This is a genomic window from Ruegeria sp. AF5 (assembly GCF_056541905.1).
The window spans coordinates 164769-190613 of sequence record NZ_JBQFYZ010000006.1 but is presented as its reverse complement, the minus strand read 5'-3'; the positions used below and the strand labels follow the sequence as shown (position 1 = coordinate 190613).

24 protein-coding genes and 1 tRNA gene are annotated in these 25845 nt (G+C 54.7%); 11 read left to right on the top strand and 14 right to left on the bottom strand.

All coding sequences use genetic code 11. The features are described from left to right. Positions 1 to 265: 265 nt before the first annotated feature. Positions 266 to 880, bottom strand: coding sequence for a protein-methionine-sulfoxide reductase heme-binding subunit MsrQ (gene msrQ, locus ACR0DS_RS11445; RefSeq protein ID WP_480488067.1), 615 nt, complete (start codon positions 878 to 880; stop codon positions 266 to 268). 4 nt (positions 881 to 884) lie between these two features. Beyond that, positions 885 to 1787: a protein-methionine-sulfoxide reductase catalytic subunit MsrP gene (gene msrP / locus ACR0DS_RS11440; protein ID WP_480507268.1), complete on the bottom strand. Its 903-nt coding sequence runs from the start codon at positions 1785 to 1787 to the stop codon at positions 885 to 887. A 379-nt stretch (positions 1788 to 2166) separates the two neighbouring features. Here msrP and ACR0DS_RS11435 point away from each other — a divergent pair, with 379 nt between their 5' ends. After that, positions 2167 to 2982 (top strand): cyclase family protein, encoded by an 816-nt coding sequence (locus ACR0DS_RS11435; RefSeq protein WP_480559335.1) that lies wholly within the window; start codon positions 2167 to 2169, stop codon positions 2980 to 2982. A 92-nt stretch (positions 2983 to 3074) separates the two neighbouring features. Beyond that, positions 3075 to 3698, top strand: a complete 624-nt coding sequence (locus ACR0DS_RS11430; RefSeq protein ID WP_480483959.1) for a class I SAM-dependent methyltransferase — start codon at positions 3075 to 3077, stop codon at positions 3696 to 3698. 52 nt (positions 3699 to 3750) lie between these two features. Here the strand turns inward: ACR0DS_RS11430 and clpB are convergent, their stop codons facing one another. Both clpB and ACR0DS_RS11420 read right to left on the bottom strand, forming a co-directional pair. Continuing rightward, on the bottom strand, positions 3751 to 6369 hold the full coding sequence (gene clpB, locus ACR0DS_RS11425) for an ATP-dependent chaperone ClpB (protein WP_480559337.1): 2619 nt from the start codon (positions 6367 to 6369) through the stop codon (positions 3751 to 3753). A 125-nt stretch (positions 6370 to 6494) separates the two neighbouring features. Beyond that, complete coding sequence (locus tag ACR0DS_RS11420; protein ID WP_480559339.1) at positions 6495 to 6812, bottom strand: hypothetical protein; 318 nt, start codon at positions 6810 to 6812, stop codon at positions 6495 to 6497. 140 nt (positions 6813 to 6952) lie between these two features. Between ACR0DS_RS11420 and pyrF the strand changes: the two genes are divergently transcribed. Next, entirely contained in the window at positions 6953 to 7657 is a 705-nt protein-coding gene (pyrF, locus tag ACR0DS_RS11415) for an orotidine-5'-phosphate decarboxylase (RefSeq protein ID WP_480507259.1), read from the top strand. A 350-nt stretch (positions 7658 to 8007) separates the two neighbouring features. Continuing rightward, positions 8008 to 9261, top strand: a complete 1254-nt coding sequence (locus tag ACR0DS_RS11410) for a DNA polymerase IV (protein WP_480483956.1) — start codon at positions 8008 to 8010, stop codon at positions 9259 to 9261. Between the two features lie 2 nt (positions 9262 to 9263). Here ACR0DS_RS11410 and ACR0DS_RS11405 read toward each other — a convergent pair whose 3' ends face one another. Continuing rightward, positions 9264 to 10124 (bottom strand): N-formylglutamate amidohydrolase, encoded by an 861-nt coding sequence (locus ACR0DS_RS11405; protein WP_267365028.1) that lies wholly within the window; start codon positions 10122 to 10124, stop codon positions 9264 to 9266. Positions 10125 to 10273: 149 nt separating this feature from the next. Here ACR0DS_RS11405 and ACR0DS_RS11400 point away from each other — a divergent pair. Then, positions 10274 to 10348, top strand: a tRNA-Val gene (locus tag ACR0DS_RS11400). Positions 10349 to 10438: 90 nt separating this feature from the next. Further along, complete coding sequence (gene ykgO, locus ACR0DS_RS11395) at positions 10439 to 10564, top strand: type B 50S ribosomal protein L36 (RefSeq protein ID WP_008755722.1); 126 nt, start codon at positions 10439 to 10441, stop codon at positions 10562 to 10564. 65 nt (positions 10565 to 10629) lie between these two features. On the opposite strand, the gene ACR0DS_RS11390 is transcribed toward ykgO, so the two are convergent. Next, positions 10630 to 10953 carry a SemiSWEET transporter gene (locus ACR0DS_RS11390; protein ID WP_480474865.1) on the bottom strand — a complete coding sequence of 108 codons (324 nt, stop codon included), beginning with the start codon at positions 10951 to 10953 and terminating at the stop codon, positions 10630 to 10632. Positions 10954 to 11234: 281 nt separating this feature from the next. Between ACR0DS_RS11390 and ACR0DS_RS11385 the strand changes: the two genes are divergently transcribed. The 3 genes from ACR0DS_RS11385 to ACR0DS_RS11375 all read left to right on the top strand — a co-directional run bounded on the left by ACR0DS_RS11385 (position 11235) and on the right by ACR0DS_RS11375 (position 13441). After that, positions 11235 to 12251, top strand: a complete 1017-nt coding sequence (locus ACR0DS_RS11385; protein WP_480559341.1) for a Fe(3+) ABC transporter substrate-binding protein — start codon at positions 11235 to 11237, stop codon at positions 12249 to 12251. Between the two features lie 117 nt (positions 12252 to 12368). After that, the gene (locus ACR0DS_RS11380; RefSeq protein WP_480483954.1) at positions 12369 to 12923 is read left to right on the top strand and encodes a helix-turn-helix domain-containing protein; all 555 of its coding nucleotides are present in this window, start codon (positions 12369 to 12371) and stop codon (positions 12921 to 12923) included. After that, positions 12920 to 13441, top strand: a complete 522-nt coding sequence (locus ACR0DS_RS11375; RefSeq protein ID WP_480539380.1) for an N-acetyltransferase family protein — start codon at positions 12920 to 12922, stop codon at positions 13439 to 13441. Before ACR0DS_RS11380 ends, ACR0DS_RS11375 begins: the two co-directional genes overlap by 4 nt. 16 nt (positions 13442 to 13457) lie before the next feature. Here the strand turns inward: ACR0DS_RS11375 and ACR0DS_RS11370 are convergent, their stop codons facing one another. After that, on the bottom strand, positions 13458 to 14258 hold the full coding sequence (locus tag ACR0DS_RS11370) for a phenylalanine 4-monooxygenase (RefSeq protein ID WP_480539382.1): 801 nt from the start codon (positions 14256 to 14258) through the stop codon (positions 13458 to 13460). Between the two features lie 119 nt (positions 14259 to 14377). Between ACR0DS_RS11370 and ACR0DS_RS11365 the strand changes: the two genes are divergently transcribed. Further along, a complete protein-coding gene (locus ACR0DS_RS11365) occupies positions 14378 to 14836 on the top strand; it encodes an Lrp/AsnC family transcriptional regulator (RefSeq protein WP_480494575.1) in 459 nt (152 codons plus the stop codon). 151 nt (positions 14837 to 14987) lie between these two features. Here ACR0DS_RS11365 and ACR0DS_RS11360 read toward each other — a convergent pair whose 3' ends face one another. Further along, on the bottom strand, positions 14988 to 17780 hold the full coding sequence (locus ACR0DS_RS11360) for a bifunctional aconitate hydratase 2/2-methylisocitrate dehydratase (RefSeq protein WP_480483950.1): 2793 nt from the start codon (positions 17778 to 17780) through the stop codon (positions 14988 to 14990). Positions 17781 to 17983: 203 nt separating this feature from the next. Continuing rightward, the gene (locus ACR0DS_RS11355; RefSeq protein WP_480559343.1) at positions 17984 to 19300 is read right to left on the bottom strand and encodes a serine hydrolase domain-containing protein; all 1317 of its coding nucleotides are present in this window, start codon (positions 19298 to 19300) and stop codon (positions 17984 to 17986) included. A 678-nt stretch (positions 19301 to 19978) separates the two neighbouring features. Here ACR0DS_RS11355 and ACR0DS_RS11350 point away from each other — a divergent pair. Then, complete coding sequence (locus tag ACR0DS_RS11350) at positions 19979 to 20491, top strand: DUF6653 family protein (RefSeq protein WP_480559345.1); 513 nt, start codon at positions 19979 to 19981, stop codon at positions 20489 to 20491. A 108-nt stretch (positions 20492 to 20599) separates the two neighbouring features. Here ACR0DS_RS11350 and ACR0DS_RS11345 read toward each other — a convergent pair whose 3' ends face one another. The 5 genes from ACR0DS_RS11345 to ACR0DS_RS11325 form a co-directional block, all read right to left on the bottom strand. Then, entirely contained in the window at positions 20600 to 21013 is a 414-nt protein-coding gene (locus ACR0DS_RS11345) for a CHAP domain-containing protein (RefSeq protein ID WP_480559347.1), read from the bottom strand. Between the two features lie 327 nt (positions 21014 to 21340). Then, positions 21341 to 22846, bottom strand: coding sequence for a VWA domain-containing protein (locus ACR0DS_RS11340; protein WP_480559349.1), 1506 nt, complete (start codon positions 22844 to 22846; stop codon positions 21341 to 21343). Further along, positions 22837 to 24357 carry an AAA family ATPase gene (locus ACR0DS_RS11335; protein WP_480616734.1) on the bottom strand — a complete coding sequence of 507 codons (1521 nt, stop codon included), beginning with the start codon at positions 24355 to 24357 and terminating at the stop codon, positions 22837 to 22839. Before ACR0DS_RS11335 ends, ACR0DS_RS11340 begins: the two co-directional genes overlap by 10 nt. A gap of 200 nt (positions 24358 to 24557) precedes the next feature. Further along, the gene (locus ACR0DS_RS11330) at positions 24558 to 25073 is read right to left on the bottom strand and encodes a hypothetical protein (RefSeq protein WP_480559353.1); all 516 of its coding nucleotides are present in this window, start codon (positions 25071 to 25073) and stop codon (positions 24558 to 24560) included. A 124-nt stretch (positions 25074 to 25197) separates the two neighbouring features. Continuing rightward, positions 25198 to 25845 carry a hypothetical protein gene (locus ACR0DS_RS11325; protein WP_480559355.1) on the bottom strand — a complete coding sequence of 216 codons (648 nt, stop codon included), beginning with the start codon at positions 25843 to 25845 and terminating at the stop codon, positions 25198 to 25200.

Here is a 25845-nt window from a genome sequence, read left to right as displayed (position 1 = left end):
CTCCGGTGCGTCTCAACCGTCTTTCCAGTCCGTCAGGCCAACCTCAGTTGCGCCGGTGAAGGGGGTTCTAAGTATTACTCTCAAAACCCGCAAGCGGAAAATGCACGAAAACAAAAGAAAATGCCGATTTCAAAAATAATTATTTATTTTCAACGCGTTAACTATTCACGATCAGGCGGAAGCGCGCCGGAATCGTCGGAAACACAGATGGGGTTCCGCACTTTATCGCCTTGTTTACAATGTTACTCACAGACTCGCTTCCGAGTCAGGCAGAATCTGCTGTGTTGGACTGGAGTGACAGGCTTGGAATCGGCAACCTAAGGGCAAGAAGAATGACGATAGCTGCCAAATAGATCAGCGGCTCGATCTGAAACCCTTTTGCCAGCATCACATAATGCAGGCCGCCCAGCAAAGCGGCCGGGTACACCAGCCAATGCAGCCTGCGCCAACGCGGCCCCAGTCGGCGCACCGACCAGTTGTTGGATGTTGCCGTCAGAGGCAACAGCAAAAGAAACGCCCCCATTCCAACGGTAATATAAGGACGCTTGAGGATATCCGCCCAAATCTGGCTGGGAAGCTGAACGTCCAGAACCAGCCAGACAAGGAGATGCAGGCTGACATATACAAAAGTCAGCACCCCAATGGCCCGACGGAACTTCATCAGGTTCAAGCCCACAAATCGGCGCAAGGATGTGATGGCCAGCCCGGCAATCAGCAACTGTAAAGCCAGTTCGCCATAGCGGTGTTCCAGCGCCTCAATCGGTTCGATTCCCAAACCGCCAGTCAGGCCAAGATAGAACAGCCAGGGCGCGGGCAGCGCGCCCATCAGATAAACGGCCCATACCGGAATACGCCGGAGTGTCTGATTGATGGCCTGCATGATTCTAGTAATTCCTGGCCAGATCCATACCTTCATAAAGGCTGGCGACCTCTTCTTCATAACCGTTGAACATCAGCGTCGGTTTGCGCGAGGCAAACAGGCCGCCGCCGATTTCACGTTCGGAGGCTTGCGACCAGCGCGGATGATCTACGTTCGGGTTTACATTACTATAAAACCCGTATTCTCGCGAATTGGCCATATTCCAACTGGTGGGCGGCTCTTCTTCAGTAAGCGTGATCCGAACAATCGACTTGATCGATTTGAACCCGTATTTCCACGGCACGACCAGACGCAAAGGCGCGCCGTTCTGATTTGGAATCGGCTTGTCATAGATACCAGTGGCCATGATCGTCAGCGGATGCATCGCCTCGTCCAGGCGCAAACCCTCGCGATAGGGCCATTCCAGAATGGGATAGCGCGTTCCTGGCATCTCATCCGGGCGGTGGGCCGTTTCGAACGCCACGTATTTCGCGCCCTCTTTCACCCCCGCCATGTTCAGAAGATCGACCAGTTCGAACCCGTTCCATGGTACGACCATCGACCAGGCTTCAACGCAACGGAAGCGATAGATGCGTTCTTCGATCGTCATCTCGGACAGGATGTCCTTGAAATCATACTCACCAGGACGATCAACCAGACCGTCAATCTTTACGCTCCAGGGTTCGGTCACCAGCGTATGCGCATATTTCGCCGGGTCATCTTTTCCGGTCCCGAACTCATAATAATTGTTGTAACTCGTGATCTCATCCCAGGTGTTCGGCTCCAGCGCATCCTGCGCCGCAGCTGGTTGGCCCATTGCCGCCACACCAACACCCGCCATCCCGACCATGACCTGCCGCCGGTTCAGGAACGCCGCCCGTGGCGTTACGTCGGCATGTGTCAATGTATTGGTCCAGCGATGCGCCATCTAGGTCTCCGTCGTATTTGTTTGTCATAACAGACTTAGGGTGCTGATAGCACAGACCCATGGAAACAGGCGTCACGTTTGAGCGACGTGATTGTAACGTTCCGAGTGGCGACAGGCCCAGACAGGCGGATTGTGCCGCGCTCTGCCCGCTTTCAGCGGTTGTCGCGACCTGAGCCAACTCTCAGTGCTCGAACATTTCGTTGGGGATATACGGTTCACTCAGAGCTGGCTCTGAACGGAGGACAACAGCCGGGTTGTCTGCCTGCAGTCTTTACAACTGCGGGTCCAAAACTGCACTCTGTCAGACAGGCACCATACGCGATCAACAGTGTGGCGGGCCTGTTTTTGCAGCCTCGTGGCCGCAATGGGAGGACGAAAAATGTGTGATATCTGTGTAATGAACGCTGTAAAAGACAGGATGCTGTCCCGGCGCGGGTTCTTCAAAGCCGCGGCAGCATCGGGTGTTGCGGCTGCCGCAACCGGGGCTATGGCACCGGCCGCACTGGCTGCGGGGCATGGCGGTGTCCAAGACATGACCCACACGCTCAGCCCGGATTTCCCGACCTGGGGCGGAGAGCCGGGTATCTCCGCCGAACAGGCATTCAATTTCGCGGAGCACGGATTCAATCTGTTCAATTTGTCGATCAACGAGCATACGGGCACGCATATAGATGCCCCGCTGCACTTTTCTGCGGATGGTGCATCGGTCGATGAAATCCCGGTCTCAGATCTGGTTGCACCACTTTGCGTGGTCGATATTGCAGCCCGCGCAGCAGAAGACGCCGATACGCGTGTCACCCCGGATGATTTGAGAGCCTGGATAGCCGCCAACGGTGACATCCCCGACGGGGCCTGCGTCGCCATGCACTCAGGATGGGCCGGCAAAACCGCTACGGACGCGTTCCGCAATTTCGACGGCGAAGCGCAGCATTACCCGGGCTTTCACGTTGAAGCTGCGCAGATGCTGATGGAGGAAACTGGGGCGCGGTCAATTGCCGTTGACACCTTGTCACTAGATCACGGCATGTCTGCAGACTTCGCCACCCATTATGCCTGGTTGCCTTCTGGCCGGTTCGGAATCGAATGCCTGGCCAATCTGGATCAGGTACCCGCATCGGGGGCGACTCTTGTTATTGGCGCGCCGAAACACGCGGGCGGCACCGGAGGTCCGGCGCGGATATTTGCGCTGATCTGACTTAACTGACGTACGGCGAAACTGGCCCGCTTTCTTCAGTGGGTCAGTTTCCATCTGCCCATTCCATGAGGGTAGGCACTGAGAGCAAGCCAATGGGCAAGACCAAGTCTGACACCACACGGCGCTATGATACCGCTGCACCAAAATGGCGGGATAAGATGCGTGCCCTTGGTTATTACGATGCGTATCTTGGTTTTCTGTCAGCAAGTCAGCGCGCGACAGAGCAAAACAGTCGGGTTGTTGATATCGGTGCCGGGACGGCCTCGTTTGCAGAAGCCTGGGTTGCTACTCATGGATCATCTGCCGAAGTAACCCTTCTCGAACCCAGTCAAGCCATGTTGAAACACGGTCAAAGCGCGTTACAGGCGCGGGGTATCGAGCCAAGACTTGTGCAGGGCATGTTAGGCTCTGTCGTTCTGGAACCCGCTGATGTGGCACTGGCTGCGCATGTCATCGAACACTGCCCCGATCCGTTGCGCGCACTTGAGCAGATTCACGATTTGATGCACCCTGATGGTCGATTGTATCTGGTGGTGTCCAAGCCGCATTGGTGCAATGCGATTATCTGGCTGCAATGGCGACATCGCACATTCGCCAGAGAAGAGATTCTGGGACTACTGGACAAAGCTGGATTCGAATGTGAAGGCGAGCACTCATTTCCCGCAGGCCCACCGTCCCGGACAAGCCAGGGAATTTTAGCGCGTCGAAGAGCGTAGATTCAGACGAAGAAGACCCGCCAATGCGGCGGGTCTTCCGTTCGTTCCTAAATCAATGCACCACTGCATCATCGGGGCGGGGCCGTTCCGACGTCCCCAACCGGTCACCGATGATCAGACCATCAGTTCCGGCAGTGACCGGAACGACCTCACCATCCTTGATCTCACCGGCCAGCAGCGCTTCGGCAAGCGGGTTCTGCAGGGCGCGTTGAATCACGCGTTTCAGCGGGCGGGCACCGAAGACAGGGTCATAGCCTTCATTGGCCAGCCATTCCTTGGCGCCATCGTCCAGGGCCAGTTCGATTTTGCGGGCCGCCAGGCGTTTTTGCAGACGCGCCATCTGGATATCGACGATGCCATCCATATCGGCCCGCTTGAGGCGGTCAAAGATGATCGTTTCGTCCAGACGGTTCAGGAACTCGGGCCGGAAATGTGCCCGCACCGCATCCATCACGTCACGGCGGGCCTGCCCGCTGTCCGCGCCTTCGGGCAATTGGCTGAGCGCCTGAGAGCCTAGGTTCGACGTCAGAATGATCAGCGTCTGCTTGAAGTCCACGGTGCGGCCCTGACCATCGGTCAGCACACCGTCATCCAGAACCTGCAACAGCACGTTGAACACGTCCGGGTGTGCCTTTTCAACCTCGTCAAACAGCACGACCTGATAGGGCCTGCGCCGCACGGCTTCGGTCAGCACACCGCCTTCGTCATAACCGACATAGCCCGGAGGAGCCCCGATCAGACGGGCAACCGCGTGTTTCTCCATGAACTCGGACATATCGATACGCACCATCGCGTTGTCGTCATCGAACAGGAAATTCGCCACGGCCTTGGTCAGCTCGGTCTTTCCCACGCCGGTCGGCCCGAGGAACAGGAACGATCCCAGCGGGCGGCCTTCGTCATTCAGACCCGCACGCGCACGGCGCACTGCGTTGGCGACAGCAGTCACCGCTGCATCCTGACCGATCACGCGGGAATGCAGAGCGTCTTCCATCCGCAGCAGCTTCTCGCGCTCACCTTCCAGCATTTTCGAGGTCGGGATACCGGTCCAGCGCTCCACGACGGAAGCAATCTGTTCAGGGCGCACCGTTTCCTCGGCCATCATACCATTGCTTTCGGCGTTCTCGGCCTCGGTCAGCTTTTTCTCAAGTTCGGGGATGACGCCGTAAGACAGCTCACCTGCCTTCGCCAGATTGCCTTCACGCTTGGCGATCTCCAGATCAGCCCGCGCTTTGTCGAGCTGTTCCTTCAGGTCACGGGCACCCGCCAGTTTATCGCGTTCGGCCTGCCACTGAGCGGTCATCTCGGCGGATCGTTCCTGCAAATCGGCCAGGTCCTTTTGCAAGGTTTCCAGACGATCTTTCGAGGCCGCGTCATCTTCAAGCTTCAGCGCCTCTTCCTCGATCTGCATCTGCAGGATGTTCCGGTCGAGTTGATCAAGCTCTTCGGGCTTGCTGTCGACCTCCATCCGCAAACGCGATGCGGCCTCGTCGACAAGGTCGATGGCTTTGTCGGGCAGAAAGCGGTCAGTGATATAGCGGTGCGACAGGGTCGCCGCTGAAACAAGCGCTGAATCCGAGATGCGCACACCGTGGTGCAGTTCGTACTTTTCCTTGATGCCGCGCAGGATGCTGATCGTATCTTCGACTGTCGGCTCCTGTACCATTACAGGCTGGAACCGGCGCGCAAGGGCAGCGTCTTTTTCTACGTATTTGCGATACTCATCCAGCGTGGTCGCACCGATACAATGCAACTCGCCCCGGGCAAGCGCAGGCTTGATCAGGTTGGCCGCATCCATTGCACCGTCCGATTTCCCGGCACCGACCAGCGTGTGCATCTCGTCGATGAACAGGATGATTTCACCTGCAGCTTCAGTCACTTCGGTCAGAACGGCCTTGAGGCGTTCTTCGAACTCACCACGGTATTTCGCACCAGCAATCAACGCGCCCATGTCGAGCGCCAGCAGCTTCTTGTCCTTCAGCGATTCCGGCACATCGCCGTTAACGATGCGCAGGGCCATGCCCTCGGCAATCGCGGTCTTACCGACGCCGGGTTCACCGATCAGAACCGGGTTGTTCTTGGTGCGACGCGACAGAACCTGCATCGAGCGGCGGATTTCTTCATCCCGACCGATGATCGGATCAATTTTGCCTTCGGCCGCAGCCTCGGTCAGGTCACGTGCGTATTTCTTGAGCGCGTCATAACCTTCTTCCGCCGACGCGCTGTCAGCGGTGCGACCCTTGCGAATGTCGTTGATCGCCTCATTCAGCTTTTGCGCTGATACGGCTCCGGCGTCCAATGCATCCTTGGCCTTGGACTTCACCATGCACAGCGCCATCAACACGCGTTCGACCGGCACGAAACTGTCGCCCGCCTTTGATGCCAACTTTGCAGCCTCGTCCAGTACTTTGGCGGTCTGGCCGTCCATGTAGATCTGGCTCGCGTCGCCGCTGACCTTGGGGATTTTCCCCATCGCGGTGTCCAGCGCTTCAACCACGCGGTTCGGGGCCCCACCCGCGCGTGTGATCAGGTTGCTGGCCAACCCCTGATCGTCATCCATCAATGCTTTGAGTATGTGAGTGGGCTCCAGCCTCTGGTGCCCCTCGCGCAGCGCAATGGTTTGCGCCGCCTGCACGAATCCCCGTGCCCGCTCGGTGAACTTGTTCAAGTCCATGATATTCTCCTTTTCCAAGCGCCCCGTTTTGACATGCCCGCCTGGCAGCACATGTCGGTCGAAGCCTCACATTCAATCTGGGAAATATCTTCGGTGGTTCAAGAGGCTAAAACACAGAAATCGACCTATTCGCGCTGGATGGTATAGACTGAATAACCACCGGTCTCGGCAACCTGAACGGCACCCAGATCATTTACCAAAGATTGGGCTGCCGCACTTCCCGTCGGGCAAGAGACCAGATCTGCCGTATGGTCCAGGAAATTGCCGGTAAACGCCGTTTCACCAGTGAGTTGACACCAATCACCCTCGGACCTGTAACCGCCAACCAAACGCAAATCGTCATTGGTCGGCACAGGTGCAGCCCCGGTCTCCGGTGTTTCGGGTGGCGTGTCATTACATGCGGCCACTGCAATCAACGCGCCCAGCAGAACCAGATTTTTCATTTTTTGCCCCTTATTTTGAATTCAAGTTTTCAATACAGAGCACGATAACACGAATTGAAGCTGCCTGCGCAGCTTAGCAGATGGACAGAGCGGCCCGAAGCCGATAGGACGCAGACGTTTGCCAAAAAGGAGCGCCCCCCATGTCTGATGACCGCCTGATCGTAGCCCTTGATGTTCCCAACGCTCTGCAAGGGTTGGCCATGGCCGAACGGTTGGGGGATAGCGTTTCATTCTACAAAATCGGGCTGGGTATGCTGACCGGTGGTGGGCTGGCATTGGCCAACGAACTGAAACAAGATCACGGCAAGCGCATCTTCCTGGACATGAAGTTGTTCGACATTGGCAATACAGTTGAGAATGCCGTGCGGGGATTGGCGCAATTCGATCTGGATTTTCTGACCGTGCATGGTGACCCTCATGTGGTGCGCGCCGCCAAAGAAGGTGCTGCGGGTAAAGACCTGAAGATCCTCGCCGTAACCATCCTGACCTCGCTGAACCGCGACGATCTGGACGCAAGTCTTTTGAAACCTGGTGATGTGCAGGATTTGGTTGTCGAACGCGCGGCCAAGGCCTTTGAAGCCGGGGCTGATGGCGTTATCGCCAGCCCGCAAGAGGCCGCCCTGATCCGGGCTCTGCCACAGGCTGAAGGGCGTCTGATCGTAACCCCTGGTGTGCGCCCGGCTGGCGCAGCGCTTGGTGACCAGAAACGTGTAGCATCCCCTGCAAGCGCTATTCAGGATGGCGCTGATCATATCGTTGTCGGCCGCCCGATTTATCAGGCAAAAGACCCAAAAGCCGCTGCTGAGGCCGTTCTTTCCGAACTAAATTCTCTCAAGGTGTGCTAAGACCACTTGGCCTTTTCAGGTGGGTTTTGCGTTGGGTTTTCCGCGCAACAAGTTGACCTTAGGTCACTTTTTGACAAAACCGCGCCAAATCGTCTCTGTGCCAGAAAACACACATTCAAAACCCGAGTTTTCTCGGCACAACCTTCATCCTATCGAAACCAAGGATTTTCAGAGATTCTGAAGGGGAAATACTCCCCAACGAACCGCTTCTTCCTGAGGTTCGTTACTTCCCCCCGCGATGTGCGGGGGGTCTTCTTTCCAAATCACCCCATGTCAGCTGGGCCTTTGATCCAGGATCACAGGTGATATAAAGAACGTCCAAGCCAACTGCGGAACGCATGAGGACGCAGATGCCCGGTCTTTGCCGAGATTGCCTGACCACATTGTCAAACGAACAACGCTGTACTGCCTGTGGCAGTCCGCGGGTAAAGACACACCCGGAACTGTTTGACTTGTCGATTGCCCATATGGATTGTGACGCCTTCTATGCCTCGGTTGAAAAACGTGACAACCCGGAACTGGCGGACAAACCGGTTATCATTGGCGGCGGCAAGCGCGGCGTTGTTTCAACTGCCTGCTACGTTGCCCGTATTCGCGGCGTCCGGTCGGCTATGCCCATGTTCAAGGCCCTGCAACTCTGCCCGGAAGCCGTCGTGATCAAGCCCCGCATGTCCGTCTACGCTGAGGTGTCGCGCGACATCCGCGCGATGATGGATGAATTGACACCCGTGGTCGAACCCCTGTCGCTGGACGAAGCCTTCATGGACCTGTCGGGAACCGAACGTCTGCATGGCGCGCCGCCGGCCGTCATGCTGGCGCGTCTGGTCAAGCGCATGAAGGATGAAATCGGTGTCACCGGCTCTATCGGATTAAGTCACAACAAATTTTTGGCCAAGGTCGCTTCGGATCTCGACAAACCGCGCGGATTTTCAGTGATTGGCAAGGCGGAAACGGCAGAGTTTCTGAATGACAAACCCGTACGGTTGATCTGGGGCATTGGCCCGGCTGCGCAAGAAGCGCTGGACAAGGCAGGGATCAGAACTTTCAGTGATTTGCTGCGTTGGGATCAGGAAGCGCTGACCGCGCGGTTCGGCTCAATGGGATATCGCCTGTGGCACTTGGCTCGGGGTCAGGACAAGCGACGCGTATCGGCGCATGAGCCGATGAAATCCATCAGCAACGAGACGACATTTTTCGAAGATACGTCGAGCCTTGATATTCTGGACGGTCATTTGTGGCGGATGGCCTTGAAAGTGTCGGACCGCGCCAAGGCAAAGGATCTGGCTGGTCGGGTTGTCACGTTGAAACTGAAGAAAGCCAATCACAAGATCCTGACGCGGCGCGTAGCCTTGCGGGATGCGACACAGATTGCCGACCGGATTTACCGCACGGCCCGGGGCCTGTTCGATCAAGTTGGCGATCAGGGGCCATATCGATTGTTGGGCTGTGGTTTGTCCGACCTTTGCCCGGCTGATCAGGCGGATATTTCCGGCGACTTGCTGGATCCGGATGCTGCCCGCAGATCCAAGGCCGAACGGGCCACGGACGAGATTCGCCAGCGGTTCGGGGCCGAAGCAATCATGAAGGGCCGTGCGCTGCGCTGAAGCTACTCCGCCGCCAGACGCTCTGGGCTCGCACCCAGGCTGGAAATCTCGCGAACCACCTGCCTGAGCAGCTTCGAGAACGCCATGAAATTGGCATTGGGCGCGATTTTTTCTTCGTCCATGTACAAAGCGCGATCGATCTCGATCTGTACAGCGTGCTGCTGGCGACCGGGACGACCATAGGTTTGCGTCACATATGCTCCGGCAAAAGGCGCATTGCGTGCCACGTTGAGACCCGCTGCCGCGAAAGCGGCTTCAATGATATCGACGACCTCTGACGACGCGGACGCGCCAAACCGGTCGCCCAGCACGATCTCGGGCCGCCTTCCGCGCGCAGTGCCCGCCATGGCCACCGCCTCGTGCGGCATCGAGTGGCAGTCCACCAGAATTGCCTGTCCGAACATCTCGTGTGATTCGGCCAGCAGGGATTTCAACCGCGCATGATAAGGGCGCCAATAGGTGTCGATGCGCAGCCGCGCTTCGTCCATGGTAAGTTTGCCGCGATAGATTGCCCGACCGTTGGCAACTACGCGGGGAATCACCCCCAGCCCTGACGCGACCCTTGGATTATGCCCGTGCCTGCGGGCACCGCTGATCAAGGCCGGGTCAAGCTCATCCAGGCTGCGGTTCAAATCCAGATAGGCACGCGGCATGGCCGCCTTGATCAAAGGGGCACCGTTTTCCGCCGCGGGCGCGAACAGCTGATCAACAAAGGCGTCTTCTGAGGATCGAATCACGCTCCGGTTCAACACGGACCGGTTCAGAAATGCCTCAGGATACTCCCGCCCGCTGTGTGGCGATGAAAAAACCACGCACGAGGTGCGGTTTTCGGGCATATCCAATACATAGGCTGCGCTTTGCATGATCCCTCCGTGTTCGTAATCAACATAGACCGGAAAAATTGTTCTTCCAAACCCCTTGAACCCTTTTGCGACTCCTTTTATAGACCCCGCTACCGGCGCGGGGATCCGCGCCCCATTTCGTTATGGGGCAAGGCACGCAAAGGGAAAGTGGGCGGTTAGCTCAGCGGTAGAGCACTTCGTTGACATCGAAGGGGTCACAAGTTCGATCCTTGTACCGCCCACCATCGTTTCACTGTTCCGGTTGTCCGGGGCACCCGAGTAACCCAGGCGCTGGCCACGTCCTTGATGAAGGCGCCGCAGATTGGAGACAGACCATGAAGGTCAAGAACTCGCTCCGCTCGCTCAAGAACCGGCACCGCGACTGCCGGATTGTGCGTCGCAAAGGCCGCGTCTACGTGATCAACAAGACGCAGCGCAAGTTCAAAGCGCGTCAGGGCTAAGAACGGCACATCACTGCTTAAAGAAACCGCACCTTCGAGTGCGGTTTTTTTTGTTCCACCCGCGCCTAAAATGTAATCCCTGCATGGATCAGAATGCCAACGACCATAAGAAAGTTCAGAACCATCGAAATCCCGTTGCCGACATAGATTGGAAGCTTTCCAACAACCAAGCCGTAAGCAAACCAAAGCAGGGACAAGGCGGTATATAGCGACCAAGACAACAAGGATTGTCCCGAGGCATGGTGCGAATGCGTCAAATACAGCTTCACGAGCTGTGGCAGTGTGGCAAAAGGACCAACCACGCCAACAAAAACCATGAACCCTTCAAAGCGCGACATCCAATGGCCAAGGTTAGATTTCTCCAATTTTTCAGCCAGTGTTTCGGGCATATCTCACGTTCTTCCTTTAAGTGAATAAGACGGCATGTTCTTTTTCTCGGACAATCTGTCTTGCCAAAATATCCGCTAGAAGCGCTTGGACCAAGTCCCTCGACCACGTTACCACCAACCTTCCCCCCTCGTATGCCTTCAGAGCATCGCATATTGAACGTCACAGCGACCTTTTGACCAAGTAAATCAGTCGGATTTACTTGCATCCCGCCCAGAATCGTATAATTGAGAAAATCAGTCGGATTAATGACCGACCCGAAATTCAATTGTTGAGGCACACAATGCTGAAATCCACGACCTGCCTGGCCGCCGCACTGTCGGCTCTGATCGCAACCTCTGCCGCCGCCGAGGGCGAACTGAACCTCTATTCGTCGCGCCACTATGACACCGACGAACGGCTGTATACCGACTTTGAAGACGCAACCGGCATCAAGATCAACAGGATCGAAGGCAAAGCGGATGAACTGATTGCCCGGATGGAAGCGGAAGGCGCGAACTCACCTGCCGACGTGATGCTGACCGTGGACACGTCGCGTCTGGCGCGGGCCAAGAATGCAGGTGTCCTGCAATCAATCGACAGCGCTACACTGGAAGAGCGCATTCCAGCCAATCTGCAGGACAGCGACAATCAGTGGTTTGGTTTCTCGCAACGCGGTCGGATCATCTTTTTCGACAAGGAAAACGTGACCAACCCGCCGGCCACCTACGCTGATCTGGCAAAACCGGAATACAAGGGAATGGTCTGTATCCGGTCTTCGACCAACACCTACAACCAGACCCTGCTGGCATCGATCATCACACATGAAGGCACTGAGGCCGCCAAGTCCTGGGCCGAGGGTGTTGTCGCCAACATGGCGCGTGACCCGCAGGGCGGTGACACCGACCAGTTGCGCGGCATCGTTTCGGGCGAGTGTGACATCGCGGTTTCGAACACCTACTATTTCGCCCGTTCCATTCGCACAGACGTCAAAGGCTTGTCCGCAGACCGCGACGTGATCGGCTGGGTCTTTCCGAACCAGGACAGCTATGGCGCGCATATGAATCTATCCGGTGGTGGGGTCGCCGCGCACGCACCCAACAAGGAAAACGCGATCCTGTTCCTTGAATATCTGGCCAGCGATCAGGCGCAGAAATACTTCTCGGCGGGAAATGACGAGTTCCCGGCAGTTCCAAATGTCGAACTGGCCGAGTCGGTCAAGGCGCTGGGTGAATTCAAGGCAGACGACGTGAACCTTTCAGACGTTGCAAAGAACATCCCCGAAGCGCAGAAGATCTTTAACGAAGTTGGCTGGAAGTAATCCTTCTTGGCTCTGACTTCTTGAATAGGATGCGGATTGTCCGCATCCTTTTTCGTTGATATGTGATGTTTATTTGTATATTTTCTCGTATATAAGAAAATTTTTCAATATGATGTAATGCCTGACACCCTGTCAAACCGCCTCGCCAATCGCCTGAGCGAACTGCGCCGCGGGCGTGGTTGGTCTTTGGATTACCTTGCCGAACACAGCAGGATCAGCCGCGCCACCTTGTCCCGTATGGAAAAAGGGGATGTCAGCCCAACAGCCGACAATCTAGGCCGTCTGTGCGCTGTATACGATCTGCCGATCTCACGCCTGCTGATGATGGTTGAAGACAGCTTTGACCCCAAGGTTCCATTCGAACGCCAGACCGAGTGGCGCGACCCCGAAACCGGCTTCACCCGCCGTGCTGTTTCACCACTTGCAAATGGATTGAACGCCGAGGTTCTGGAATGCCACCTGCCCCGGGACACGGTCATTACCTACGAAGTGCCACCTAAATCGGGGCAAGAGCATCATCTGATCTTAATGGACGGCGCGCTTACTCTGACGGTTGATGGAACTCCCCACGCGCTGAACGCCGGGGATTGCCTGCGCTACCATCTGTCGGGACCGACCCGGTTTGAAACAGGGGCGTCGCGTGGCGCACGTTACCTGCTGGTGCTTATATGATCACGCGCCTGACCGAGAACGATTTTGACACGGCACTGGATGACCTGGCTGGAATCTTGCATGCCTGTGTTCATGATGGGGCCAGCATAGGTTACATACTTCCGTTTACCCTGAACGATGCGCGTGCGTACTGGCAACAAAACGTACAGCCCGGTCTCAGGTCAGGTAAGCTGGACTTGTTCGTTTCGCATAACGGTCCCCGCATTACAGGCACCGTTCAATTGATCCCGGCGGCAATGCCCAACCAACCCCACCGCGCCGATGTGGCGAAACTTCTGGTCCATCCCAACGCCAGACGGCGGGGGTTAGGCCGATCCCTGATGAACGCGCTTGTTCTTCGGGCGCGAGAGGTGGGGCGCACGATGCTCGTACTTGATACGCGCAGCACCGATCCCTCGCGGCTGCTTTATCAAAGCCTCGGGTTTCAGATCGCGGGGGAAATACCGAATTACTGCCGGAACCCATTTGAACAAAAATTCGAGCCCACAACCTTTATGTACAAAAACCTTGACGCTTGAAAAGACGCAGCCCCTGCTACTCGGCGGCGGTTACCTTTTCGGGAAACTTGTTCGGCAACAGCCCGAGGCGGCGCGCACGACGAACATCTGCCAGCAGGTCCCGTTCGGCGGCCTCAAACAACTCTTCAGGGTCATCCAGAACAAAATACCCCATCTGATGCATATCGATCCGGTAGGGTGTTCGCAGAATCGTCAGAACGTCAAACGGGTCACGATCGGGTATGTCGCTGGTCACGGCATAGACCAGTTCTGTCGGCGACGACGCCAACCCTGAACCCAGCGCCTTGATCTGGCCGTTCTGGCGGCGCAGGCCAAACTCGATCGAAAACCAGTAGAGCCTGATCAACCAGGCATAATCCGCGTCATCTGCCTGCTTTCCGGCTAGCCCGATGGCGTGGCTGAACGCGGCAAAACGTGGATCACTTAACAACGGTGTATGTCCGAATATCTCATGAAAGATATCCGGCTCTTCGATATAGTCGAAATCTTCCCGGGAGCGGATGAAAGAGGCGGCCGGAAAAACCCGATCCGCCAGCATCCCGAAAAATGTCTTGAACCCAATCAGCGCCGGAACCGGCTGCACCCGCCAGCCGGTCAGGTCCAGCAACCGTTTCGAAATTTCCGCACAAGATGGCACTTTGGTCTTCGGCAGATCCAGCCGCGCCAAACCGCTTAGGTATTCCGGTGCCATATAGCGCCGAACATTTTCTTCCTGTGCCGCGTAAAGATCAGCCCAGACCGCATTTTCTTCGTCTGTGTAGGTAATGTGGCCATGTTCATCCGCCAGTTTGGCGACATATTTCGTCGATTTGGGCATCAGCATCCTCCTGCATGAGATCAGGATACCTCAACTCACATGGAGAATTTGTTTTGATATTCTACCTATCGTCCGTATTATGAATGGGACATTCCAAAATATTGCTATTTTCGGGCCAAATGCTTCACCCAGCCGACATCGATATTTTGCGAGAGCTTCAGGCCAGCGGGCGTCTGTCAATGCAGGAGCTTGCCGACCGGACCGGGTTATCGGCGTCGCAATGCTGGCGCCGCGTCCGTGACCTTGAATCGTCCGGGGTGGTTTCAGGGTATCGCGCGCAGGTCTCTGCCAAGGCTGTAGGCTTGAATGCCATCGCCTATGTCCACGTTGCACTGAAAGACCATCAGGAAAACAGCATCTCGGCGTTTCTTCGTCTGGTCGAGACCGAGCCGCAAATCGTCGAGTGCGCCTCGATCACCGGGGATCACGACTTTATCCTGAAGGTTTACGCCAAAACCCCCGAGGATCTTGAAGTCTTTATCATGCAGCGCCTGTTGAAATCAGGGCTGGTCCGCGACACCCGCAGCAACTTTGTGCTTCGCCAGACCAAGACCCGCGGCCCTTTACCCATTCTTTGACAGGGTCCGACGAAACGGAACCTGAGCGGATGTGTCAGGTGCATAACCCATCCTTGCTAAGACGAGGTGTCGAAAGGCTGGGAGTGTCATTCAGTTGGAAAAGCCCGGCCACCGCTTATTGGCGGCCGGGCTTACAAGGTTCAAAACGTCTTCAGAAGTGAGCCGATTTCGCGGTCGCGGGTTTTTCCATCGGCGGTGCAAACTTGGTCAAGTCGATCCCCTTTACCGCCGACTTGTATTCCTCGGCGGTTGGGGTCCGGCCCAATATGGCCGAGAGCACGACAACCGGTGTCGACGCCAGCAGGGACTCACCCTTTTTCTCATCCGAGTCTTCAACAACACGACCCTGGAACAGGCGCGTGGATGTCGCCAGAACGGTATCGCCTTTTGCAGCCTTTTCTTGGTTCCCCATGCAAAGGTTACAGCCGGGCCGCTCAAGGTACAGGATATTTTCGTATTCCGTGCGTGCCTTGTTTTTCGGAAACAGATCGTCGAATTCAAAGCCCGAGTATTTCTGAAGAATGCTCCACTCGCCTTCTTCTTTCAGCTCATCGATGATGTTGTAGGTCGGTGCTGCGACAACCAGCGGGGCCTTGAATTCGACAGTGCCCTGTTCCTCTTCAAGGTTCTTAAGCATCTGCGAGACGATAATCAGATCGCCTTTGTGCACCATGCACGACCCGACAAAGCCCAGATCGACCTTCTTTTCACCCTTGTAGTAGGAAACCGGGCGGATAGTGTCGTGGGTGTAACGCTTTGATACGTCAGCGTTGTTCACATCCGGGTCGGCTATCATCGGTTCGTCGATCTCATCCAGATCAACGACGAGCTCGGCAAAATACTTGGCGTTTTCATCGGGTTTCAGGGCCGGCTTTTCACCCGACCTGATCTCCGCTATCCGCGCATTCGCCTTGTCGATCAGACCTTGCAGCGTCTGGGCTTCGTTTTCCATACCCTTGTCGATCATGATCTGGATGCGGCCTTTGGCGATTTCCAGAGATTCAATCAGCGTGTCATCTTCGGAAATACAGATCGACGCCTTGGCCTTCATCTCGGCCGTCCAGTCGGTAAAGGTAAACGCCTGATCCGCCAGCAAGGTGCCGATATGAACTTCGATGATCCGGCCCTGGAAGACATTGTCACCGAATGTCTTTAACATCTGCGACTGGGTGGCGTGAACCACATCGCGGAAATCCATATGGCCTGCCATCTGGCCTTTGAAGGTCACCTTAACCGATTCAGGGATCGGCATCGTGGCTTCACCGGTGGCCAGCGCCAGCGCAACGGTGCCCGAATCCGCGCCAAACGCTACGCCCTTGGACATGCGGGTGTGCGAGTCGCCGCCAATGATGATGGCCCAGTCGTCCACGGTGATGTCGTTCAGCACCTTGTGGATTACGTCTGTCATCGAATGGTAAACACCCTTGGGATCACGCGCAGTGATCAGGCCAAAGTTGTTCATGAATTTCATCAGTTTAGGAATGTTCGCCTGCGCCTTTGCGTCCCAAACCGACGCTGTGTGGCACCCGGACTGATATGCGCCATCAACGATGGGCGAGATCACGGTCGCCGCCATAGCTTCCAGCTCCTGCGCGGTCATCAGGCCAGTGGTGTCTTGCGACCCAACGATATTGACCTTAACCCGAGCATCCGAACCCGCGTGCAGAACCTTTCCGTCAGCCACGCCAACCGCGTTTTTGTTGAAGATCTTCTCGACAGCTGTCAGGCCCTGACCCTCGTGCGAGATTTCCTTGGACGGAGCAAATGCAGATTCCAGCGCAACGCCAAGGGTTTCTGCCGCAAATGTCTGCAGCTTCTTCCCAAAGACAATCGCGTAAGAGCCGCCAGCCTTGATGAATTCGACCTTTTGCGGCGTGAAGGACGACGATACATCGACAAGCTCTTTATCGCCTGCTTCGTTGTAAAGCTTCTTGTCCTTTGTGTTGATGGTCAGAACGGTTCCGGTTTCGACCGAGTATTTCTGTTCAAGGACAGGACTTTCGTCGTTGTTCAGAATCGGGTTGCCGTCGTCATCCAGCTTTTTGACCCAGTTCTTCAGGTCAATGCCGATACCTCCGGTCACGCCAACGGTGGTCAGAAAGATCGGTGAGATTCCGTTTGTTCCCGCGACAACTGGTGCGATGTTCACAAAGGGAACATAAGGGCTGGCTTGCGTTCCGGTCCACAAGGCGACGTTGTTGACGCCGGACATGCGCGACGACCCGACGCCCATGGTCCCTTTTTCGGCGACCAGCATGACACGTTTGTCCGGGTGTTGTTTCTGCAAATCCTGAATCTCGGCCTGTGCCGCCGGTGTGATCATGCATTTGCCATGCAGTTCCCGATCCGCACGAGAATGCGCCTGATTACCGGGCGACAGAAGGTCGGTGGAAATGTCTCCTTCGGCCGCGACATAGGTCACAACCTTGATTTCCTCTTCAATGTCAGGCAGCCGGGTAAAGAACTCGGCCTTGGCATAGCTTTCCAGAATGTCCTTTGCGATCGCGTTTCCGGCCTCAAAAGCAGACTTGAGGCGCTGGGTATCCGCATCGTACAGGAACACCTGCGTTTTCAGCACCTCTGCCGCCTGATTTGCGATCGACGCATCATCGCCCAGCGCCAGATCCAGCAGAACCTCGACCGAGGGGCCGCCTTTCATATGTGACAGCAGCTCGAACGCGAAGGCCTGCGAGATTTCTTCGACCGAGGCTTCACCCAATATGATCTCTTTCAGGAACTGTGCCTTTTCACCAGCTGCGCTGGTTGTCCCCGGCAGCGTGTTATAGATGAAATAGGTCAAAGACTCGGCGCGGTGAACGTTTTCAACATCCTTGATTTGCTCGATGATTTCCTGAAGCAGCACACCGTCTTCAATGGGTTTGGGGTGCAAACCTTGCTCTTTGCGCGTCTCAATCTCGTTCAGGTATTCTGTATATAGGCTCATGACGGTTCCGACCATTTAGCTGGTGCGCTGGCGGGTAACAAACCAGCGCCTTAATTTTGTATGCCGCGGTATACTAAATGCCTACAACTTGCAAGACACTCTCCTGCGACCCTGTGTCCTGATCGAGGATGTATTTGTCGAAATACTTGCCAGTCAGGCGTGATCTGTCTGTCGCGGCCAACAGGTTTTTGCACCCTGGCACGCTAGCTTCCAGATGCGGAAATCAGTTCCTTGGCCAGCGGCAAGGATGAGTAACCCAGCCGGGACGGCGTCAATCCCAATCGCACAATCACCATATCATGAGAGGGGAAAATACCGATGGACTGACCATCATGCCCCTGCAACCAGACGGCATCTTCAAAAGGTGGCAAATCTCCGGGTGCTTCCAGCCAAAGGTGGCCCTTGGCGTATTTGCCATCCGAAGCATCAACCGGCTCGAACATCCAGTTCACATAACCTTCTGGTAATATCCGAGAGCCCTTCCAAACCCCTTTTTGCAGCAAAAGCTGCCCGTACCGGGCCCAGTCACGCGCCGTCGCATATATATAACTGGACCCGATGAAGGTATCGCTGACATCCGTCTCGATAACCGCCGATGTCATGCCAATCGGCGCAAATAGCGCGTTGTGCGGATAGCTCAGCCCACCGTCGCCCAACTTGTCCTGCCAAACCCGAGACAGCATCGTGGACGTGTCCGAGGAATAGTTGAAGTCCGTTCCAATACTGGATTCAGCAACGCGCCCGGCAGCAAATTCGGCCATACCGTCACGAAGATACAGCATGCGTGTTACGTCTGAAACGTCGCCGTATTCTTCATCCCATTGCAGCCCGCTTGTCATCGCCAGCATATCAGCCACGGTAATGTTGCGCCTTGCGTCGTCGGCCCAATCGGGAAAGCTGTCGACAAACGTATCTGACAATCTCATTTGACCCGCTTCAATCAAGGTGCCGATCAATCCGGCCGTAACTGTCTTGGTCATGGACCAGCCCAGTAACGGGGTATCCGCATCAAACCCAGCTGCGTACCGTTCAGCAATGATGCGCCCGTTTCGAACCACCACAACTGCGCGAAATCCTTCGCCCACCAAACTGTCATTCGACAGTACAATCTGAAGCTTCGGGTCTTGGGACAAGGCAACGTCATTCCCGTTTGGCCATAGTCCTGCTGGCAGCGGATCAGGCGCGGAAAGTGTCTGGTTGCTCAGATCAGCCTCATGAACATTTGTGCAGCCAAGCCCCTGACGAAACTGCGATGTCGCGGGTGCAAAAAACCGGAAGATCCGCGCTTTCACAGTCTGCGCTTCCCGATCCACCTCTATTGAGATTTGCCCCAGCAGAGGGTGGCCGGGTGCTTGCACGTCCACAGCCAGAACTTCGTCAGGATCCCGTCCAGCAATGAAAACGTTCGAACAGACAATCTTGGCAGAGTAGTTGGTTCCAACCTTCAAAAGATCCGGGGGTGCGAACCAAAGGTAGCCAATCAAAGCTACCCCGCCCAGAACCACCGCACTGCCGGTCATTTTTAGTACTTTGCTGAACATCCGCCGCAACCATTCCTGCCGCTACCTCGCCCGGCAAAGGTTAGAAGCAACCGAGCAGGCTTTACCACAGTTTCGTTACGTCGACTGATAGGTCAGAGCCCGCACGTTGAAGCATGGCCAGTGCCATCCAAGATGCACATCGCTCGATCAGCAATTGCACAGATTGACTTCAGCCCCAAACAGGTAGCACGTCGGTCTTTACACCGTGTAGGCGTGCGCATAACGCTGCGTTCCAGTCATTGATTTCATTCATGAAATTCAAGTGTGCTCGCCCATAACTGTGCGCGACGTTTGCGTATAATTTTGCATGATTTGCCCATAACTTTGCGCTTTTCAAGAAACCTACTCAAGTTATGGTTTATGCCGTGCGATTTGGTCAACTTTGAAGCGCTGTTGCTCAATCAAAAGTGCATTCTGGCTGGCAAAGTTCAACCTTTATCCGAAGATAGGATACTCATTCGCGCGTTGCGGAAAATCGCAGAGTTGAAACCCGGCGGCAGTAAAAATACTCGGTGGAAGACCTTGCGATGTAATATGCTTGCTCATTCTATCGACGAACGCCTGATCTTAACCAGAGGGCGAGACTTGAAAGCGGTTGTGGTTAGCATTGGATGAATCCAATCTCGCTAATGGACTTACAGTTTCTGGAGTGAACCGATGGACATAGTCCGACTGTCCGAACGCTTTATGGGCATGAAAGACGAGGTTTGGTTGCGACATACAAATCCTTGGTCTGTCTGGACTTGCGTACTTACGCCGTTGCCCCTTTTGGCGTTGGCGATCTGGAGTCGCGCGTGGATTAGCGGCTGGGCATGGGTTGCTGTTGGCCTGGTTCTGGTCTGGGTCTGGATCAATCCGCGTACGTTTTCACAACCCAAGACTTTTGACAGCTGGTCAGCGCGAGGTGTATTGGGGGAGCGTGTCTGGCTGCGGCACCAAGACAAGATTGCGGCGCATCATATTCGAGTAACCAAAACACTTGCTTATATCAGCGGGTTGGGTCTTCTGCCGTTTGCGTACGGCCTCTGGGTGTTCGACTTGGGATTCACGTGCTTCGGCATAGTTGTGATCTCAGGTGGCAAGATGTGGTTTGTTGACCGAATGGCGTGGATCTGGAGCGACTTTCTGCGTGATGGTGGGTCGTTGGAAGACCTGGCAGTTGGGACCTAGCCGAGAAACCTGGCTTGCCCAAAGTACCAGCGGAAGCCTTCACGACCGAGATGAGGGTCGCCTGCGGCGCTTTCCACGGGATCGCGGTAGATGCGAAGAGAACTTTGGTTACTCGTTAAATTTCGGATATATGAACCCGTTCACCGGGTAGAAACTACCATACCGGCCCGGATGGGTTTCGACCCGGACCAGCGTCCAATCATTGTTTTTGGATACATCCCTGACACCCATCTTCAGTGAGACCTTGTTGCGGTGCCAGTTGGCGTGGTTCACGACGACTTCCCGCGCAGATACAACATCGGACACGACAGCTACATGGCCGAGGGGCATTCCGCGAGTTGCCCGAAACGACATAACCGAACCGACAGCAGGCTCATTGCCCCGCGCAAAACCATTGCGCGCCTTACCCCACCAATCCTTGGCATTGCCGCGAATTTCTATACCACTGAGGTTACGTGCGTAGGGTACGCACCACACCCTTTGCCCCAAAGCCTGCTTTTTAGAGACCTCTTGCAGCGTCATAAACTGACGTTCCGGATCGAGATCCGGGTCGTTTGGGCTCTGTGCGCAGGCAGAGACAAGAGTTAAAAACCCCAACGCAACCACAGCGCGTTTGGTTGTGGTTAGAAACGGCCAAATGCCACTCGTTTTTCGGGTACTGTATTGCAAGAAACCTCAACGCCGGTTTGGGTGGTCGCGGAGTTTTACGGCGATCTTGCGGGCTATGAAAAGAGACCAGTCAGTTCTCCGGCAGGAAAATGCCGGTTGCCTACGCCGCTTTTGGGGCCAATGAGCGTTTCGACGTTTGAGCACCTGAAACTACGGGGGGCCGGGCCAGATCCACAGAGTTCATGACACTCGGTCAAATATTAGGTTACTTGCTCGTTCGGACACGCGTTGCTGAAAGCCGATCAGTTCGTGTACGCTGCTTGAGACCGGATCAAACACCCATTCTTGATCAAAGAGACTCTCTAAGCGCTGCGACATGAATGTCCGATCCACAACCAGAGAATTGAAGCGATTACCTTTTGTTCTTTGCGAGTAAATCATCTCTGAAACTTGCTCGGGCAAACTCGCCATGATGAAATCGGAAACAACAAGAACATCTGCTTTTTCATAGGCCTCTTTCTCCATCACCTCTAATGAGTGAAGGAGTGCAGGAGCGACATCTGTTCCTCCGAGAAAGGACATATTCAAGAAATTCATCAACCGGTCCAAACTAAACCCGTTTGACATGTCCAGAACATCAATTTCTGTCGAGAAGTTGATTATGTAACATGGACGCTTTTGCTCTTTTGCCTTGCTAGCCATGAACAAGGCAATAGCCTTGGCAATTGCCTCCGGCGTACCGGACATGGACCCGCTAGTGTCCACGCAAATGATCATCGGTCCCAGCTGTTCCTTTTCAGTCACCTGGCGATCCTGCTCTGTTTCAACCGTTTGGACACTTGTTTGAATACCCTGCATATCAAAGCACATCAGGCGCGCTTCAAGGTACTTGATATCGAACAGCAATTCAGTTTCTGGATCGGCAAGGAGTGCTAATTCACTGGGCAAGGCGTGCTCCAGGTCGCGACCCAGCCGCACGCCGACGATTTCTTCTTTCGAGTTTATGTCTGGTTGCTGCACTTCCATCGACATTGAGACTCTGGCGCGTTCTATCCGCTCGGAAGCCTCCAGTTGACGAATTTTGCCCAATAGGTCGCAAAGTGATCGAACGCCCTCATCTTCAGCAAGATATTGCGCCCAGCTACGAAACCTCTCGATGTCTTGCGGAGATAGACTCCCAGCCGACAGATCGAACAATATCCCACTGTCCAGACCAAGCACTACAAGCGAGGTCTTCAACCTTTGGAGCAAATCAAGAAGTTCAGCAATATCTCGGATCAACTCTGAGCGCAGTTCTTCTATTCTTGCAAATTCCCATTCACTGCGCGCCTTATCGAGCGTTTTTTGCCACTCAAATGTCAACTGCTGAGGAGAAACGAGCTGTTGTCTGAGAGCTTCCTCCAAAGCGCCCTTTGGTTTTCTTTGCGTGTAAAGCAATTTCCAGTATGCAGCGTTCCTGGGCTGACCAACGGCCTCGCACAGTTCCAGATAATCCCGCACCGCGGCTTTACGCACGGATTTGAGTTTTCGCTTCTTTGATGGCAGTTGTCTCCATTCCTCGAAAGCGCGTTCGTGATCGTCGAATGGCGACTCCGCTTCCACGATGTCGCCCGCTTCTTGTTTCCAGAACCTGACTTTATCCTGAACATGGGTCTTGATGCTTTGCGCATCCTCCAGAATATCAGAGTAGCGCTTCAACGCAGACCAGATATCGCCCGCCTCTTCGAGGACCGCATTCACTCGCATAGAGCTTCGAGCCTTTGGCAGTCTGCAATCCGCTGTTCGATACTCTCGATTTGAGCGCGAATTCCAGACAACGCGATTTGGGATTTTGCCTTGGGGACAAACGGAGAGGCCAATTCCGCCTCGTACCCTTCAAACCGCTTCTTCACATCCAGAAGAGCGGTTTTGTAAGCTTTTCTAAGTTCAGCACCGCTTGCCTTGAGGTCTTTAATAAGCCGAGCGTTCACGTCGCCTTTCTTTTCCCCTTTGTGAAAAAGGACACGCGGAGAGAACGTTGTGGGTTCGATATTATGACCGTAGCTGCCTTGGATAAAGTAGTGTTCATACTCTAACTTACATGTCCCCTGCCCATCAAAGTCACACGCCACCTCAGATAGCTTGTTGCCGCTCGCATCCACCGGGTGAAACTCACCTTTACTCTTCATCTTGCTCAGGGGGATATAAAAGGTCCTATTTTCTCGACCGTATGCACCGCGATTTCGCGCTATGACCTTAAAGTACTCTTTCCCATTTTTGAGCTCCGTGTCATAGACATCTTCGGTATGGTACAGTTCCGTTCCAATTTCTTTGTCCAAGCTGTCCTTTTGCCGATCCAAGTCAGCAAAATTGAACCCGCTATCAAAGCCGGATTCCTTGATCGCCTTGGCGACGATATCCATGACTTCATCGCGGTTATCCTCATGCGTCCAAAGGCAATGTTGCAGTAGTATCGCGTCGCTATGGTTCGTTTCCGTGCGGTCATTGAAGAACGCGGCCGCTTTCATCAGCGTTGCAGCCCGCTGCCATCTGCGATCTGAAACATAGACTTTCAGCTCATCGTAGCGCTTAGCCAGTTCGGTGCGTATCAGACCAATGATGATAAAGGTCTCTTTGGACAGAGACACATCGTGAATGCGATTGTGCCAATCGGCCCATTCGTCCGTTGTGATGGCCACGTCCTCGGGAACGTCGACTTCTGCCTCGGTCGGTTTGCTGTTCAAAAGGCATTCGAAATGACCAGAGTCTTCAATAGGCCCCACCAACAGTCGGACAATGAACCGATCAAAAAGTGCCTCCAGTCCTTGATTAGGCTCGGGCGTTTCGTTGGATGCAGCGATCAACGCCTTTAGAGGGGCTGCCTCGATCTTCGTGCCATTTCTGAATATTCGTTCATTAACAAGCGTAAGAAGTGTATTCAGGATTGCCGGGCTGGATTTCCAGATTTCGTCGAGGAAAGCGAATTCGGCAGTGGGCAGATAGTTTTCCGTTTTGCGCGTGTATTTGTCTGCCTTGAGATCCTTGATGGAAACGGGGCCAAAAACTTCTTCCGGTGTGCTGAACCTGTTCATGAGGTATTCGAAATACTCAGGGCTCTCGAACGCGCTCGCAATTCGGCGGGATATCAGGCTTTTTGCAGTGCCTGGAGGACCGTAGAGAAAGATGTTCTGGCCACACATAGCCCCCAATAAAGCAACCGAGACAATTTCTTCGCGCTCGAACATGCCGTCGCACAGCACATCGATTAAAGACCGCACGCGCTCTTGGTGCCCGCTTTGGGCGAGCCGACCCTCTCTAACTATTGGGGGCTCTCGACTTTCTGCCTCAGTGTTTTGCTTCGAAACGGGTATTCCGGATGGTGTCGAAACTTCTTTGTTCAATTCCTGATTCCTTATTGCATTGAAAGTGCGGTTATCTTTTCTCTGCCGCCCCACCAGAGCTGGGTGCTTTAGACCAATCAGATACCCAGCTTTCGAAAGGCAGCCTCAACTTCGGGTTTCAGTTCCCATGTAGCGTTGTTGTTGTCGAAGTTTGCGAGGATACCACTGTAGAAGCTGGCATCACGAATGTCTGAAGCGTCCGCCGGCCACAAATCTGCTTCCCGGTTTTTGCACATTGTCCCAAAATGTAGATGCCAGGTTTGTGCGTCCCAACCAAGCGCCCTGCTGAGCTCGGTCGAAGTCGATCCAGGGCGGTTCATCAGGGCACGAATTAGTCCTACTTCAGTTTCGGTGGGTGGAGTGCGCGTGAAAGCTTGAATAACCCTATCAACCGGTTTCATTCCTGACAGTTTTTGGTTTTGAGCCCTTCGCTCCTCCTCCTCTAATCCATTGAGGGCCGCAATCAGTTGCTTCGCGGCATCCCGTTGCAATTCGGTGCCGTCTTTGATTAGCTTTTCAGCGTTTCGGAGCATGGTTTGACGCTGAGAAATACTCTTTTGCGGCAAACTATGGATGATCTTTTCAGTTTCCATTAAGTTTCCATAAAATCAGGTAGTTTTCTTGGATGGCGATCCAGACCTCGGGCATGTATCTGGCGGTTTGCCGGCAAAAATTCAGAACAGTAGCAATTCGAGACTCTTCCAACGCGCGCTGAGATTACTCACCTTCAAAGCTGATACCCTCTTCTTTGAGCAGGGACTTTACTTTGTTCAGGAAACTTTCAGTGCCACCCTCAGAGAAAAGTTCTGCCAACCTACCTTCGACATACATGCAGCGGCATCCTCCCAGAGGATGGTCGTACCACTGATCAGCTACTTCCTCCCATTCGTCGTCAGCCCACAAAGCCGCAAAATTATGCTCTGCGTTCTCTGTTGCGCGATAGGCATACAGCCAGATGACACTATCCGTTTCCTCCACGCCGGGCAGCTTGGATGGATCGGGGCCCTGAAAGCCGGGACCACTTGGGTTTTCATCGCTGTCGAACTTGTCATCTGTCCTAATGGCATATCCAATGAACCAGTCGCCTTGCTCCAAGGTTTTTTTGTTTTGGACAGGTCCTGAAGATGCCAAGACTACGTCGAAGTTAAAGTACGGCAAACCATCCCATGCCCAGCGTTTTGCAATGTTCGTGTCCCTACGAGGAGGTTGATTGAAGTCCGATGCTTCCCAATGAGAAAATGTTAGGCTAGGAAAGGTGTCCTGTATCTGACTCATCAAGTGAATTACACGCTGTTGGTAAGCAGCTACAATCCGGTAGGCTCGACGCACATCCGTAAGAGCCTTGTCGAAATCCGTGTGTTCCAT

What these genes read in the sequence shown, in the direction of transcription:
- ACR0DS_RS11340 (WP_480559349.1), bottom strand. Translation starts at nt 22,846, where the DNA reads ATGCGAGTGAATGCGGTCCTCGAAGAGGCGGGCGATATCTGGTCTGCG.
- ACR0DS_RS11405 (WP_267365028.1), bottom strand. Translation starts at nt 10,124, where the DNA reads ATGCAAAGCGCAGCCTATGTATTGGATATGCCCGAAAACCGCACCTCG.
- pyrF (WP_480507259.1), top strand. Translation starts at nt 6,953, where the DNA reads ATGTCTGATGACCGCCTGATCGTAGCCCTTGATGTTCCCAACGCTCTG.
- ACR0DS_RS11360 (WP_480483950.1), bottom strand. Translation starts at nt 17,780, where the DNA reads ATGAGCCTATATACAGAATACCTGAACGAGATTGAGACGCGCAAAGAG.
- ACR0DS_RS11355 (WP_480559343.1), bottom strand. Translation starts at nt 19,300, where the DNA reads ATGACCGGCAGTGCGGTGGTTCTGGGCGGGGTAGCTTTGATTGGCTAC.
- ykgO (WP_008755722.1), top strand. Translation starts at nt 10,439, where the DNA reads ATGAAGGTCAAGAACTCGCTCCGCTCGCTCAAGAACCGGCACCGCGAC.
- ACR0DS_RS11325 (WP_480559355.1), bottom strand. Translation starts at nt 25,845, where the DNA reads ATGGAACACACGGATTTCGACAAGGCTCTTACGGATGTGCGTCGAGCC.
- ACR0DS_RS11410 (WP_480483956.1), top strand. Translation starts at nt 8,008, where the DNA reads ATGCCCGGTCTTTGCCGAGATTGCCTGACCACATTGTCAAACGAACAA.
- ACR0DS_RS11330 (WP_480559353.1), bottom strand. Translation starts at nt 25,073, where the DNA reads ATGGAAACTGAAAAGATCATCCATAGTTTGCCGCAAAAGAGTATTTCT.
- ACR0DS_RS11370 (WP_480539382.1), bottom strand. Translation starts at nt 14,258, where the DNA reads ATGCCCAAATCGACGAAATATGTCGCCAAACTGGCGGATGAACATGGC.
- clpB (WP_480559337.1), bottom strand. Translation starts at nt 6,369, where the DNA reads ATGGACTTGAACAAGTTCACCGAGCGGGCACGGGGATTCGTGCAGGCG.
- ACR0DS_RS11420 (WP_480559339.1), bottom strand. Translation starts at nt 6,812, where the DNA reads ATGAAAAATCTGGTTCTGCTGGGCGCGTTGATTGCAGTGGCCGCATGT.
- ACR0DS_RS11380 (WP_480483954.1), top strand. Translation starts at nt 12,369, where the DNA reads ATGCCTGACACCCTGTCAAACCGCCTCGCCAATCGCCTGAGCGAACTG.
- msrP (WP_480507268.1), bottom strand. Translation starts at nt 1,787, where the DNA reads ATGGCGCATCGCTGGACCAATACATTGACACATGCCGACGTAACGCCA.
- ACR0DS_RS11435 (WP_480559335.1), top strand. Translation starts at nt 2,167, where the DNA reads ATGTGTGATATCTGTGTAATGAACGCTGTAAAAGACAGGATGCTGTCC.
- ACR0DS_RS11385 (WP_480559341.1), top strand. Translation starts at nt 11,235, where the DNA reads ATGCTGAAATCCACGACCTGCCTGGCCGCCGCACTGTCGGCTCTGATC.
- ACR0DS_RS11345 (WP_480559347.1), bottom strand. Translation starts at nt 21,013, where the DNA reads ATGACGCTGCAAGAGGTCTCTAAAAAGCAGGCTTTGGGGCAAAGGGTG.
- ACR0DS_RS11365 (WP_480494575.1), top strand. Translation starts at nt 14,378, where the DNA reads ATGCTTCACCCAGCCGACATCGATATTTTGCGAGAGCTTCAGGCCAGC.
- ACR0DS_RS11430 (WP_480483959.1), top strand. Translation starts at nt 3,075, where the DNA reads ATGGGCAAGACCAAGTCTGACACCACACGGCGCTATGATACCGCTGCA.
- ACR0DS_RS11390 (WP_480474865.1), bottom strand. Translation starts at nt 10,953, where the DNA reads ATGCCCGAAACACTGGCTGAAAAATTGGAGAAATCTAACCTTGGCCAT.
- ACR0DS_RS11350 (WP_480559345.1), top strand. Translation starts at nt 19,979, where the DNA reads ATGGACATAGTCCGACTGTCCGAACGCTTTATGGGCATGAAAGACGAG.
- msrQ (WP_480488067.1), bottom strand. Translation starts at nt 880, where the DNA reads ATGCAGGCCATCAATCAGACACTCCGGCGTATTCCGGTATGGGCCGTT.
- ACR0DS_RS11375 (WP_480539380.1), top strand. Translation starts at nt 12,920, where the DNA reads ATGATCACGCGCCTGACCGAGAACGATTTTGACACGGCACTGGATGAC.